General features: G+C 72.5%; 12 protein-coding genes. 7 read left to right on the top strand and 5 right to left on the bottom strand.

From position 1 onward, the window contains the following. A partial coding sequence (gene era, locus GWI24_RS28750; RefSeq protein ID WP_210948801.1) for a GTPase Era occupies positions 1 to 932 on the top strand: 932 nt, incomplete at its 5' end. Between the two features lie 229 nt (positions 933 to 1,161). Here the strand turns inward: era and GWI24_RS28745 are convergent. Together GWI24_RS28745 and GWI24_RS28740 are read right to left on the bottom strand one after the other, a co-directional pair. After that, positions 1,162 to 1,428, bottom strand: a complete 267-nt coding sequence (locus tag GWI24_RS28745; protein ID WP_037946034.1) for a protealysin inhibitor emfourin — start codon at positions 1,426 to 1,428, stop codon at positions 1,162 to 1,164. A gap of 27 nt (positions 1,429 to 1,455) precedes the next feature. Then, positions 1,456 to 2,562 carry a M4 family metallopeptidase gene (locus tag GWI24_RS28740; RefSeq protein ID WP_210948800.1) on the bottom strand — a complete coding sequence of 369 codons (1,107 nt, stop codon included), beginning with the start codon at positions 2,560 to 2,562 and terminating at the stop codon, positions 1,456 to 1,458. 335 nt (positions 2,563 to 2,897) lie between these two features. Here GWI24_RS28740 and leuA point away from each other — a divergent pair, with 335 nt between their 5' ends. The 5 genes from leuA to GWI24_RS28715 all read left to right on the top strand — a co-directional run bounded on the left by leuA (position 2,898) and on the right by GWI24_RS28715 (position 10,344). Further along, positions 2,898 to 4,700, top strand: a complete 1,803-nt coding sequence (gene leuA / locus GWI24_RS28735) for a 2-isopropylmalate synthase (protein ID WP_210948799.1) — start codon at positions 2,898 to 2,900, stop codon at positions 4,698 to 4,700. A gap of 236 nt (positions 4,701 to 4,936) precedes the next feature. Beyond that, positions 4,937 to 5,647, top strand: coding sequence for a TerB family tellurite resistance protein (locus tag GWI24_RS28730; RefSeq protein ID WP_210948798.1), 711 nt, complete (start codon positions 4,937 to 4,939; stop codon positions 5,645 to 5,647). Between the two features lie 129 nt (positions 5,648 to 5,776). Further along, on the top strand, positions 5,777 to 7,963 hold the full coding sequence (locus tag GWI24_RS28725) for an MMPL family transporter (RefSeq protein ID WP_247617012.1): 2,187 nt from the start codon (positions 5,777 to 5,779) through the stop codon (positions 7,961 to 7,963). A gap of 183 nt (positions 7,964 to 8,146) precedes the next feature. Then, entirely contained in the window at positions 8,147 to 9,583 is a 1,437-nt protein-coding gene (locus tag GWI24_RS28720) for a sensor histidine kinase (protein ID WP_210948797.1), read from the top strand. 128 nt (positions 9,584 to 9,711) lie between these two features. After that, positions 9,712 to 10,344 (top strand): response regulator transcription factor, encoded by a 633-nt coding sequence (locus GWI24_RS28715; protein ID WP_247617013.1) that lies wholly within the window; start codon positions 9,712 to 9,714, stop codon positions 10,342 to 10,344. Positions 10,345 to 10,427: 83 nt separating this feature from the next. On the opposite strand, the gene GWI24_RS28710 is transcribed toward GWI24_RS28715, so the two are convergent. After that, the gene (locus tag GWI24_RS28710; RefSeq protein WP_210948796.1) at positions 10,428 to 11,072 is read right to left on the bottom strand and encodes a GNAT family N-acetyltransferase; all 645 of its coding nucleotides are present in this window, start codon (positions 11,070 to 11,072) and stop codon (positions 10,428 to 10,430) included. 128 nt (positions 11,073 to 11,200) lie between these two features. Between GWI24_RS28710 and GWI24_RS28705 the strand changes: the two genes are divergently transcribed. Then, on the top strand, positions 11,201 to 11,749 hold the full coding sequence (locus GWI24_RS28705) for a GNAT family N-acetyltransferase (protein WP_210948795.1): 549 nt from the start codon (positions 11,201 to 11,203) through the stop codon (positions 11,747 to 11,749). A gap of 18 nt (positions 11,750 to 11,767) precedes the next feature. Here GWI24_RS28705 and GWI24_RS28700 read toward each other — a convergent pair whose 3' ends face one another. Both GWI24_RS28700 and GWI24_RS28695 read right to left on the bottom strand, forming a co-directional pair. Next, positions 11,768 to 12,016 carry a hypothetical protein gene (locus GWI24_RS28700; protein WP_210948794.1) on the bottom strand — a complete coding sequence of 83 codons (249 nt, stop codon included), beginning with the start codon at positions 12,014 to 12,016 and terminating at the stop codon, positions 11,768 to 11,770. 11 nt (positions 12,017 to 12,027) lie between these two features. Next, entirely contained in the window at positions 12,028 to 13,377 is a 1,350-nt protein-coding gene (locus tag GWI24_RS28695; protein ID WP_210948793.1) for a S8 family serine peptidase, read from the bottom strand. Between the last annotated feature and the right edge of the window lie 41 nt (positions 13,378 to 13,418).

The following is a 13,418-nucleotide window of genomic DNA, read 5'->3' as shown; positions in this document are numbered from 1 at the left end:
CGACCGAGCAGCGGGAGACCCCGCACCGCTCGGGCTTCGCCTGCTTCGTCGGCCGCCCCAACGCGGGCAAGTCGACCCTGACCAACGCGCTGGTGGGGACGAAGGTCGCGATCACCTCGAACCGCCCGCAGACCACCCGCCACACCGTCCGCGGCATCGTGCACCGCCCCGACGCCCAGCTGGTGCTCGTCGACACCCCCGGTCTGCACAAGCCGCGCACCCTGCTCGGCGAGCGGCTCAACGATGTGGTGCGCACCACCTGGGCCGAGGTCGACGTGATCGGCTTCTGCCTGCCCGCCGACCAGAAGCTGGGCCCCGGCGACCGCTATATCGCCACCGAGCTGGCGGGGATCAAGAAGACCCCCAAGGTCGCGATCGTCACCAAGACCGACCTGGTCGAGCCCGAGCAGCTGGCCCAGCAACTGATCGCCATCGACCGGCTCGGCAAGGAGCTGGGCATCGAGTGGGCCGAGATCGTCCCGGTGTCGGCGGTGGGTGACCAGCAAGTGGATCTGCTGGCGGATCTGCTGGTCCCGCTGCTGCCCGAGGGCCCGACGCTCTACGCCGAGGGCGACCTTACGGATGAGCCCGAGCAGGTCATGGTGGCCGAGCTGATCCGGGAGGCCGCGCTGGAGGGCGTACGGGACGAACTGCCGCACTCCATCGCGGTGGTGGTGGAGGAGATGCTGCCCCGCGAGGGCCGCCCCGCGGACCGGCCGCTCCTGGACATCCACGCCAACCTCTACATCGAGCGGCCCAGCCAGAAGGGCATCATCATCGGCCCCAAGGGCCGCCGCCTGAAGGACGTGGGGACCAAGTCCCGCAAGCACATCGAGGCGCTGCTGGGCACGCCGGTCTTTCTCGATCTGCATGTGAAGGTCGCGAAGGACTGGCAGCGCGATCCGAAGCAGTTGCGGAGGCTGGGGTTCTGAGTTCAGCCCCTGCCGCCGGTCGGAGGCCGGCGCGGCCGTGCGAAGCCTGGGAGGCCCTCTGGGGCCGAGCAGTGCGAGGGCGGCGGAAGGAGGGGGCCCGAAGCAGTTGCGGAGGCTGGGGTTCTGACCCCGGCGCGTGGGCCCCGGCGCAATCGCCGAGGCCGCGTGGGCCCCGGCGCAATCGCCGAGGCCGCGTGGGCCCCGGCGCCTGGTCCCGGCCGCGCGGCCCTTACGCGCCTTCCTTCAGCACCGCGCGGATCAGTTCCCGCTGGGCGTCGCTCAGCTGGGGATCCGCGGCGTGGACGGTGCGGCCGTCGATGGTGATCTCGTACTGGAAGCCGTCCGGGACGCCGCGGGGCGCCGTGGTGTGGCCGGTCTCGACGGCCTGGTGGGCCAGGGCGTCAAGATGGGTGGCGTCGGGCCGGCCGGTGGTGTCCAGCTCGGCCCGGCGCTCGATTCCGGCGAATCCGCCGGTGCGGGTGACGGAGATGCGCATGGCTCCATCACTACCCGATGGCGTGCCCTAGCGCGCGCCCACGTGGGCCCGCAGATCGGTGATGCCCACCCCGGCCCATGCCTCCCGCACCGCCGCCTGCTCCTCGCCCTCGCCGTACCGGGCGTGCGCCGCGGCCACCGTGAGCTGGGCGAAGTCGGCGAACTCCGCGTCGGAGGCCAGATCGCCGCCGGTCAGTACGTCGTACCAGATCTGCCCGGCGCGCTCCCAGGCGTTGCCGCCCAGGGCGGTGGCGGCGAGGTAGAAGGCGTGGTTGGGGATGCCGGAGTTGATGTGGACGCCGCCGTTGTCACGTGAGGTGTGGACGTAGTCGTCCATCGTGCCCGGCTGCGGGTCCTTGCCCAGCACATCGTCGTCGTACGCCGTGCCCGGGGCCTTCATCGAGCGCAGGGCCATCCCGGTGACCCGGTCCGTCAGCAGCCCCGCGCCGATCAGCCAGTCGGCCTCCTCGGCGCTGTGGCCGAGCACATGCTGCTTGACCAGGGAGCCGAAGACGTCGGACATCGACTCGTTGAGCGCCCCGGACTGGCCGAAGTACTCGAGGTTGGCGGTGTACTGCGTGACGCCGTGGGTGAGCTCGTGGGCCATCACGTCGACCGGGATGGTGAAGTCATGGAAGACCTCGCCGTCCCCGTCGCCGAAGACCATCTGCTCGCCGTCCCAGAAGGCGTTGTTGTAGTCCTCGCTGTAGTGGACGCTCGCGTTCATCGGCAGCCCCGAGTCGTCGATCGAGCGCCGGCCGTACGCCTTGAAGAAGAGCTCGAAGGTCGCGCCGAGCCCGTCGTACGCGCGGTTCACCGAGTCGTCCCCGCTCGCCTGGTCGCCCTCGCCGCGCGTCTTCCGGCCCGGCAGCGAGGTCCTGTGCTGGGCGTCGTAGATGGTGCGCTGGGGCTTGTCGGAGGGCGCGGCGAGCCGCGCGGCGGGGACGCCGCGCACGGTGGTGATCCGGCGGCGGGTGCGCTGCAGGGCGTCGCGCTCGAGCGTGCGGCGGGCGGGATCGGCCAGCGACGCGTCCTCGGCATGGGACAGCTTGTCCAGGACGTGCGGCGGCACGATCGTGCAGAAGGCGGTGTGGCGGTGACCGCGGGCAAGGGGGGCATTGGCATTGGCGTCCATGGCTGGCAATGTCGCATCGCGTGATGCCTGTGTCACGCCTTGCGGTCATGATTGCTGAAATCGAGTGGAAGATGTGTATTCCTCCGAAGCGCATGCTTCGGTCCGCATAGTGATACGGGTCCGCCCGGCCCGCCCGTCTCGGTTAGGCTGCTCTCCATCATGCGTTTCGGGCTGCTTCTTCTTAGCTGCCGCGGCGAGGGCCTGTAGTCGAACGGCCGACCCCCTCCCCGCGGAGTTCGGCGTTGCTCTGATCACGCCCCGTCGGCCGCCCCAGGACCTCCGCGACAGCGGATTCGTCCAGCGGACAGCGGACTATCCAAGGAGCCCCGCGCACCATGACTCACTCCGACACGCCCGGCCATTCCGAGACCTCCGCGATCTCCGGTGACGCCGTCGGCCGTCCCACCCCCATCACCGCCGCGACCGTCACCCAGCGCCCCTCGGGGATGCCGATCCACAAGTACGGCCCGTACGAGGCCGTCGACATCCCGGACCGCACCTGGCCGGACAACCGCATCACCGTCGCCCCGCGCTGGCTGTCCACCGATCTGCGGGACGGCAACCAGGCGCTGATCGACCCGATGTCCCCGGCCCGCAAGCGCGAGATGTTCGACCTGCTGGTGCGCATGGGCTACAAGGAGATCGAGGTCGGCTTCCCCTCCTCCGGCCAGACCGATTTCGACTTCGTACGGTCGATCATCGAGGAGGGCGCGATCCCGGAGGACGTGACGATCTCCGTCCTCACCCAGGCGCGCGAGGAGCTGATCGAGCGCACCGTGGAGTCGCTGCGCGGGGCGCACAAGGCCACCGTGCACCTGTACAACGCCACCGCCCCCACCTTCCGCCGCGTCGTCTTCCGCGGCACCCGGGAGCAGGTCAGGCAGATCGCGGTGGACGGCACCCGGCTGGTGGTGGAGTACGCCGACAAGATCCTCGGCGATGACACGGTCTTCGGCTACCAGTACAGCCCGGAGATCTTCACCGACACCGAGCTGGACTTCGCGCTGGAGGTCTGCGAGGGCGTCATGGACGTCTGGCAGCCCGAGGAGGGCCGCGAGATCATCCTGAATCTGCCGGCCACCGTCGAGCGCTCGACCCCGTCCACCCACGCGGACCGCTTCGAGTGGATGTCGCGCCGTCTGTCCCGGCGCGAGCACATCTGCCTGTCGGTGCATCCGCACAATGACCGCGGCACCGCCGTCGCCGCCGCCGAGCTGGCGATCATGGCCGGGGCGGACCGCATCGAGGGCTGCCTGTTCGGGCAGGGCGAGCGCACCGGCAATGTCGACCTGGTGACGCTGGGTATGAACCTGTTCTCCCAGGGCGTGGACCCGCAGATCGACTTCTCGCAGATCGACGAGATCCGCCGCACCGCCGAGTACTGCAACCAGATGGAGATCCACCCGCGCCACCCCTACGCGGGCGATCTGGTCTACACCGCCTTCTCCGGCTCCCACCAGGACGCCATCAAGAAGGGGTTCGAGGCGCTGGAGGCGAGCGCGGCCGAGCAGGGCAAGACGGTGGACGAGATCGAGTGGGCCGTCCCGTACCTGCCCATCGACCCCAAGGACGTCGGCCGTTCCTACGAGGCGGTCATCCGCGTCAACTCCCAGTCCGGCAAGGGCGGCATCGCCTATGTCCTGAAGAACGACCACAACCTGGACCTGCCGCGCAGGATGCAGATCGAGTTCTCCAAGACGATTCAGGCCAAGACCGACGCCGAGGGCGGCGAGGTCACCCCGGGCCAGATCTGGGCGGCCTTCCAGGACGAGTACCTGCCGACCGAAGACAACCGGTGGGGCCGGATCTCGCTGCGCAGCGCGCAGACCTCGACCACCACCGAGGGCACCGACGCGCTCACCGTCGAGGCGGTCGTGGACGGCGCCGAGACGGTGCTGAACGGTATCGGCAACGGCCCGCTGGCGGCCTTCTTCGACGCCCTGGCCGCGATCGACGTGGACGTACGGCTGCTGGACTACTCCGAGCACACCCTGAGCGAGGGCGCCGCGTCCCAGGCCGCCGCGTACATCGAGTGCGCGATCGACGGGCAGGTGCTGTGGGGTGTCGGGATCGACGCCAACATCGTGCGCGCGTCTCTGAAGGCCGTCGTCTCCGCGGTGAACCGGGCGCGCCGGTGATCCTTTCGGAATCCTCCGGATTCCTTCAGGTGTGTAGGTGATCTTTCACCGGTCTGATCGGATGACTTCATCACCCCGTTGACCTGGTCACCCACATGGGCCCCGTTCACCCCGCGAGGTGGGCGGGGCCTCGGGTTTGGCCTGTTGTCTCCGTTCGGGGTACTGACGTCACATCATGGATGTGGCTAGCATCACGTCAACGCGGCAACGTGGCCGAAGCGTTATGGAGGTGTGACGTGGTGCACCGGCGAGCCCGCCGTGACCGGGACCTGTGTGTGGTAGGCGTACGCACTCTGTGGCGGACCGTCGGCGATGGTGAGTTCTTCTGCCCCGAATGCGGAGGTGACCGCAACTACCGCCGCCGTACCGGCCGTCGCCGCATCGTGGTGCTCGGCCTGCCGGTGCTGCCGCGCGGACCGGTCGCGCCCATCGTGGAATGCGCGGCCTGCTGCAGCCGCTACGGCACGGAGGTGCTCGACCACCCCACCACCACCCGCTTCTCCGCGATGCTCCGCGACGCGGTGCACACCGTGGCCCTCGCGGTCCTTGCCGCGGGCGGCACCGAGGCGACGGCGGTCCGGCAGGTCGCGGTCGGCGCGGTGCGCGCCGCCGGATTCGCCGACTGCAGCGAGGAGCAGCTGCTCGCGCTCATCGAGGCCCTCGCCGCCGACACCGGGCGGCTGCCGGGCGCGTGCGGTGAGCGGGACGGCCTGGACCCGTGCGGTACGGCGCTGGCCATCGAGCTGCACGAGGCCCTGGAGCCGCTGGCCCCGCATCTGGCCCCCACCGGCCGGGAGGCCATCCTCCTCCAGGGCGCCCGGATCGCCGTGGCCGACGGCCCGTACCGCCCGGCCGAGCGCGCGGTCCTGGAAACGGTCGGCAGGGCGCTGATGATCTGTCCCGACGACACGGCTCGCTTGCTGGCCGCCACCCGGGCGGCGTTCTGAGCGGAGGGTTCCGGTCCGCTCTCCGTACTCCCCAGGGAGTAATCGCCCCCGCCCCGCCCCCGGCGTAGTAGCCGCCATTTCCGTCGTCGGCGCGAGGTATCGGCGCCCGGGCGCCGGAAGCCTGGGGGCATGCAGACGACATCGTCAGGGATCGCTGGAGATCCCCAACAACCGGACGCGCCACCGCCCGCCGCGGCCGGTGGCAAGCGGCGGCGCTCGCTGCCCTGGGCGGTCATCGCGGGCTGGGTGCTGCTGCTCCTCGTCGCCGTCCCCTTCGCGGGCAAGCTCGAGGGCGCCAAACGGGACACGGCCGTCGACTACCTCCCGGCGGGCGCCGACTCCACCCAGGTGGCCCGGCTCCAGGAGCGGCTGCCCGGTGGCGACACCATCGACCTCGTCCTCGTCTTCCACCGCGACGGCGGGCTGACCGGCGCCGACCGTAAGGCGGCCGGCGGGCGGGTCGCCGAGGTGGCGGGGCGCCATGACCTCGTCGGTGGCACGGCGCCGCGTGCCGTCCCGTCCAAGGACGGCACGACCGTGATGTACCCCATGGCGCTCACCGGCCTGACGGACGAGAAGGAGCGGGCCGACGCCGTCAAGGACGTCCGAGCCGAGCTCGCCTCCCATCCCGCGGGCCTGACCGTCCAGGTCGGCGGTCCCGGGGCGCTCAGCGCCGACTCGCAGGAGGTCTTCGCCTCCACCGACGGCACGCTGATGTTCGCCACCGCCGGGGTGGTCGCCCTGCTGCTGATCGTCACCTATCGCAGTCCGCTGCTGTGGCTGGTGCCGCTGGGGGTGGTCGGCGTCGCCGCCATGGCCGCGATGGCGATCGTCTACGGCCTCGTCCAGGGCTTCGATCTCATCGTCACCAGCATGAGTTCCTCGATCATGACGGTGCTGGTCTTCGGCGCGGGCACCGACTACGCCCTGCTGATCGTGTCCCGCTACCGCGAGGAGCTCCGCCGCCATCGCGCCCCGTACGACGCGATGCGCGAGGCCCTGCGCGGCTGTGGTCCGGCCGTGCTCGCCTCCAGCGGCACCGTGGCCGCCGGGCTGCTGTGTCTGCTCGCCGCCGACCTCAACAGCAGCAGCGGACTGGGTCCGGTCGGCGCGGTCGGGGTCATCTGCGCGCTGGCCGCGATGATGACGCTGCTGCCCGCGGTGCTGGTGCTGCTGGGGCGGCGGGTGTTCTGGCCGCTGATCCCCGTCTACGGCCAAGAACCGCGGGCGACCCGGCGCGGGATCTTCGAGGCGATGGGCGACTCGGCCCGCCGCCGGCCCAAAGCCGTGCTCCTCGGCGGTGCCACGCTGCTGGGCGTCCTCGCCCTCGGGGTGCTCAATCTGCCCGGCAACCTCAAGCAGGAGGACACCTTCACCGACAGGCCCGAGTCGGTGGCCGCCACGCAGACCCTCGCCGATGCCTATCCGGACACCAGCAGTCAGCCCATCAGCGTGATGGCGCGCACCGCGGGGGCGGACGAGGTGCTGCGGCGGGCGCGTGACACGGAGGGGGTCGCACGGGCGGACGCCGGGCGCAGCGGCGGCGGCTGGACGGAGATCGACGTCTTCCCGCGGGGCGCCCCGCAGTCGGCGGAGGAGACGGCCGCGCTGCACGCCCTGCGCTCCGGTCTGGTGCGGGTCGAGGGCGCCGACGCGCTGGTCGGCGGGGTCAGCGCCCAGCAGCTCGATCTGAAGGACACCAACGCCCGCGACCGGATGCTGGTCATCCCGTTGGTGCTGATCGCCGTACTGCTGATCCTCGCCGCCCTGCTGCGCAGCCTCGTCGCGCCGCTGGTCCTCGTAGTCGCCGTGGTGGCGGTGTGGGGTGCGGCGATGGGGCTCGGCGGGCTCTTCTTTGACCCGGTCTTCGGCTTCGCCGGGGTCGACCCCGGGCTGCCGCTGCTGTCCTTCGTCTTCCTGGTCGCCCTCGGCGTGGACTACGGCATCTTCCTGATGCACCGGATGCGGGAGGAGTCGCTGCGCGGGGCGGACGTCCCGGACGCGGCGGTGACCGCGCTGCGCACGACGGGCGGGGTGATCGCCTCCGCCGGTCTGGTGCTGGCGGCGACCTTCGCGGTGCTGGCCACGCTGCCGATGGTGATGCTGGCCGAGATGGGGTTCGTGGTGGCGGTCGGCGTGCTGCTCGACACCTTCCTCGTGCGGACGTACCTGGTGACGTCGGCGAGCCTGGTGCTGAAGCGGTGGGTGTGGTGGCCGGGCGCCCTCTTCCGCCGTACGCCCGCCTCGCCGGCCCCGGCAGCCCAGGACGGACCCGCCGCCGGGTCCCGTCCGGAACCGGCCGTACGCGGCGGCTGACGCCGTTCCTCAGCCCGGACCGGCCGCACAGGGGACGGCCGGTCCGGGACACCCTTCGTACTGCCCCAGGCCGCCCCTGGCCGCCCCCTGGCCGCTCTCCGGATCCGTACAGCCCGAGGGGGTCCGTACAGCCCTAGGGGATGCATACAGCCCTATGGATCGGCCCGAGGCGGATCCCCGAGGATGGAGCCCGTGCCCGTACCTCCTACGACCCACTCCGCGGCCAACCCGCCGGAGCGTGCCGCCGACGCCCGGCACCCCGCCGCGCGCGCCGCCGTCCATCGCGCGATCGCCTCCGCGTCGCGCGCCCTGCACAACGGCCCCCGCCCCGCCGAGGCCCCGGACGAGGCCCGCAGGCGGCGGTGGGTGGACGCCCGGATCGCCGGTGCGGTGCTGGTCCTCCAGGCGGTCCTGGCACTGCTCAACCCCGATCGGAACGGCCACCGCCCGGACGCGTTCGGCTGGGCGCTGCTCGCCGCCAGCGCCACGGTGCTCATCGGGCGGCGGCACAGCCCGATGGTGGTCACCGTGATGGTGGTGTTCATGGTCGGGCCGTACCACGCCATGGACAACGTCCATATCGCGGTCGTCCCGGCCGGGCTCCTCGCCGTCTACACGCTCGCCGTCATGGGCCCGCCGCTGCGGTCCTTCCTCACCGTCACCGCCGTGATCTCGATCATGGTGTCGGTGATGGCCCTGAGCGGGAAGCCGCACGCCGGTCTCGACATGCTGCGCACCTCCGGCTGGGTGCTGTCGGTCGTGGTGATCGGCGAGGCGGTCCGCATCCACCGCAAGTACATCGCCGCGATCCTGGAGCGGGCCGAACGCGCCGAGCGGACCCGCGAGGACGAGGCGGCCCGGCGGGTCGCCGAGGAACGGCTGCGCATCGCCCGCGATCTGCACGATCTGCTCGCGCACAGCATCACCCTCATCGGCGTCCAGACCTCCGTCGCGGCGCACGTCCTGATCGCCGACCCCGAGCGGCTGGACCGCGAGGCGATGGCCAAGGCGCTCGACTCGATCGCCGACACCTGCCGGGACGCCCGCGCCGAGCTCCGGGCCACCCTCCAGGTGCTCCGCGGCGGCGCGGGCGGCGACGCCGACCGCGTGGACGAGGAGGACACCGGGCCGCTGCCGGGGCTCGCCGGACTCGCCGACCTGGCCGCGGCGGCGGAGGCGGCGGGCGTCCGTGTGGACCTTACGGTCGACGTGGAGGCGTCCGAGCTGTCGCCCGCCGTGGGCGCCGCCGCGTACCGGATCGTGCAGGAGGCCCTGACCAACGCGGTCCGCCACGCGCCCGGCACGAGGGTGCGGATCACGCTCGTACGGGACGAGGGGGAGCTGAGCGTCGCCGCCGTGGACGACGGCCCCGGGGGCGGGGAAACGCCCCTTACCGCGCCCGTCGAAACGGGCTACGGCATCGTGGGCATGCGCGAGCGGGCCCGCAGCGTCGCGGGCTCCCTGTCCGCCGGACCGCGCGAGGACGGGCCCGGCTTCGCGATCAGGGCCGCGCTGCCGTGGGGGAGGGGCGGCCCGCCCGGCGGCCGTACGGGCACCGGCACCGCCACCCCCACCGGTACCGGACAGACCGCCGCACCGCCCAGGGAGGCCACCGCATGACCACACCACCGGACCCGCCGTCCGGGACCAGCCCGGTGGACCCCGCACCGGCCCCCGCCCCCGGGGCCGCCGCGCCGATCAGGGTGCTGCTCGCGGACGACCAGACGCTGGTCCGTTCCGCCTTCGCCATGCTGGTCTCCTCGGCCCGCGACATGGACGTGGTCGGGCAGGCGGGCACCGGCCGCGAGGCCGTCGAACTGGCCCGCACCGCCCGCGCCGACCTCGTGGTCATGGACATCCGGATGCCCGATCTCGACGGCATCGAGGCCACCCGCCGCATCGCCGCCGACGAGGACCTCGCCGGGGTCAAGGTGCTCGTGCTGACGACGTACGACACCGATGAGCACATCGTCGAGGCGCTGCGCGCGGGCGCGTCCGGCTTCCTGGTGAAGGACACCCGGCCGGCCGAACTCCTCGACGCCATACGGACCGTGGCGGCAGGGGAGTCCCTGCTCTCGCCCGGCCCCACCGCCCGGCTCATCGCCCGCGTCCTGCGCCTGCCGGAGGCACCGCCGCCCGGCGTTCCCGCGCCCGCCGCGCTGGCCGCGCTCTCCGAGCGCGAACGGCAGGTGCTCGCCCTCGTCGCCCGGGGCCTCAACAACGCCGAGGCCGCGCAGACCCTCGGCCTCTCACCGCTCACCACCAAGACCCATGTCAGCCGCATCATGGGCAAGCTGGGCGCCCGCGGCCGCGCCCAACTCGTCATCGCGGCCTATGAGTCCGGCCTGGTCACCCCGACTTGTCGGTCGGAATCTCCTTGATCTCGGCCGTCGGGGCGTTCTTCTCGACGGATGAGGGGGTGTCCGACGGGTCGTGACGCCTGCGGCGGGCCGCTCCCCTCGCGTCAGGGAGCGCCGAACAGCGGGCGGCACGGCTCCAGTCCGGCGATCTCGACAGGGGTGGCGCGGTGCTCCTCCCAGGCCGCGCGGTCCAGCCGCAGCCGCTGAAGGGTGCGGGCCTCGCCCCGTACGGCGAGCGCGGACAGCCCGTCGGGGCGGTAGCCGAGCCGCCGGGACACCCCCAGCGAGCGGCCGTTCTCCACCATCGCGCCCGAGACCAGTGACAGCGCGCCCAGCCCCTCGAAGGCCAGGTGCGCCACCGCCGCCCGCATCTCCGTGCCCAGACCCTTGCCCTGGTGGGCGGTGCCCAGCCAGGAGCCGGTCTCGGCCTCCCGTGTGATGGCGAACTCGGTCGCGAACAGGTCCTGCCGCCCGATCACCGCCCCCTCGTGCAGCACCGCGAGGCTCAGCGTCCACTGCTCCGGCCGCCATTCGGCGATCGTGCGCAGCACATGCTGGAAGGTGCCGCGTCCGCGCTCCTCCGGGGGCGCGTCGGTCCACGGGACGCCGAAGGGCATCTCGTCCGGGTCGTGCACCCCGCCCGCCGCGACCGCGGCGAGCTCGTCGAGCAGGGGGACGTCGGGAAGCCGCAGCTCCAGGCGTGGCGTGCGCAGGCGAAGCCCGTACAGGGGCCAGTAATGGGGGTCCATGACGGGAGGCTGCCGGACCCGCGGCCGCCGAGTCGAACCAATTACGGCCGACCGCGCGGCCCGCCCGCCCCGCGCGTGGGCGCACAATTCGTTTGCCGTAGTGCGGCATCCGGACGCATCCTGACCCGATGTTGATCCGACGAGAGACCCGCTCCGACATCGACGCCGTACGGGCCGTCACCTCGGCCGCGTTCGCGAAGTCGGACACCTCGGACGCCGTGAGCAACGCGAACGCCCCCTCTCCGGTCGAGGCCACGCTGCTGGACGAGCTCCGGATCAGCGACGGCTGGTTGCCCGCGCTGTCGTTCGTCGCCACCGGCGACCGCGGCGAGGTGATCGGCCATGTCGTGTGCACCCGCGGCCATGTCGGCTCCGACCTCGCCCTCGCCCTCGGCCTCGGCCCGCTCAGCGTGCACCCCGCCCATCAGGGTCGTGGCGTGGGCCTCGCGCTCGTCCACGCGGTGCTCGGCGCCGCGGACGCGTTCGGCGAATCGCTGGTCGCCCTGCTGGGCAGCCCCGCCTACTACGGCCGGTTCGGCTTCCGCCCGGCGACCGAGTACGGCATCACGGCCCCGGATCCGGCCTGGGGCGAGTACTTCCAGGTCCGGACCCTGACCGCCTATCAGCCGACCGTCAAGGGGCCCTTCCAGTACGCCGAGCCGTTCGACCGCGTCTGACCGGGCGGAAGCCGGGGCTCACCGCGGCGGCGCGTCGGGCGGCGGCAGCCGGACGATCTGCTCCCGGTCCACCGACTCCACGCCGTCCACCGCCTCCAGCACCGGGATCCGGTCCTCCGCGATCGTCCCGGACAGCGAGCCCAGGATCGGCTGCTCACCGGTGACCGTCAGCCCGACCCGGCGCGCGGCCTCCACCACCTGGGCGAACCGGTCCGGGTCGACCGAGAGGATGACCCCGACCGGCCCGGACCGCGCCGTCTGCCCCATGGCGCCCCCGCTCACGGGGCCTGGAGCAGACCCGCGCCGATGTCCGCGCCCGGTTGCGCCAGCGGATGGGCACCGGACAGCAGACGGGTGCTCAGGTCGGCCGCCGAGGCGTCCGGATGCGCCTGCGCCAGCAGCGTGACCACACCGGCGGCGTGCGGTGTCGCCATGCTCGTGCCGCTCATCGTCTGGTACGTCCCGTCGGGCGCGGCCGAGAAGATGTCGACCCCGGGCGCGGCGATATTGACCTCCCCGCCCGCGCCGTTGATGGCGCCGCAGGAGAAGAACGCGGTCCCCAGGTCCTTGCCGAGCGCCGCCACCGCCAGGATGGACGGGCAGTTGGCGGGCCGCCCCACCGGAGCCACGAAGCCCGGCCGCCGGCTCTCGTTGCCCGCCGCGGCCACGATCACGGTGCCGCGCCGCAGCGCGCGCCGCGCCACGTTCTCGTACGTCTGCGGGAACAGCTCGCCCGGCTCCACCGGAGCCCCGAGCGACATGGAGACCACCCGGGCGCCCTGGGCGACCGCCCAGGCCATCCCCGCCAGGATCTCGCCGTCGGAGCCCACGCCCTGGTCGCTGAGCACCTTGCCGACCAGCACCCGGGCCTCACCGGCCACCCCGTACCGCGGCGCGTGCCCTGGCTTGACCGGACCGGCCACGGTGCCGACGCAGTGGGTGCCGTGGCCATGGCCGTCCTCGACGCTCGCCCCGGACACGAAGGAGGCGGTCGCCTCGACGCATCCGGTCAGATCCGGGTGGTCGGTGTCCACACCGGTGTCCAGCACGGCGACCTTCACCCCGCTGCCCGTCAGATGCGACCAGCTGGCGCGGATTCCCTGGAGTCCCCAGGTGGTGGTCTGCTCGTCCCACGCCGGTCCCAGCGAGGTGGCGAGCTCGGCCCGGGTGTGCCGGGACACCTCGTCATCGTCGCTGCGGTACGTCGGGAAGAAGCCGGTCAGCGTGCGCTGCGGCTCCGTGATCACCGACGCGTACACCACGCGCTCCGGCTCCGTCGCGATGATCGTCGGCTCCGCCTCCGCCGTGGTGACCAGCGCATGGCGCTGGTCCGGCTGCACATCGACGACGGCGACGCCGAGTTCGTCGAAGACCACCGACACATCGGCGCGCCCCAGCAGCTCCGCCGCCCCGGGCTCGGCCCCGCGGACGCGCTCCACGGACGAGATCCCCACGGACGAGCGCAGCGCCTCCATACCGCGGTCGGGCTCCCGCTGATCGAGCAGGACCACATACCGCCCCGTGTACTCGGTCTGCTGCGCCCCCAGCGGCATACCGGCCCGCTGCCGCGGCCGCTCCCCGTTCGGCCCCTTACCCATGGGCCCCACGGGCCCAGGTCCGTTCGTCATTGCCCTTCTCCGCTCCTGTGCGCGGTATTGCCCTTCTCCGC

Source organism: Streptomyces sp. MK37H (genome assembly GCF_018035285.1).
GTDB classification, from domain to species: domain Bacteria; phylum Actinomycetota; class Actinomycetes; order Streptomycetales; family Streptomycetaceae; genus Streptomyces; species Streptomyces endocoffeicus.
This window is presented reverse-complemented; position numbering and strand designations above follow the sequence as displayed.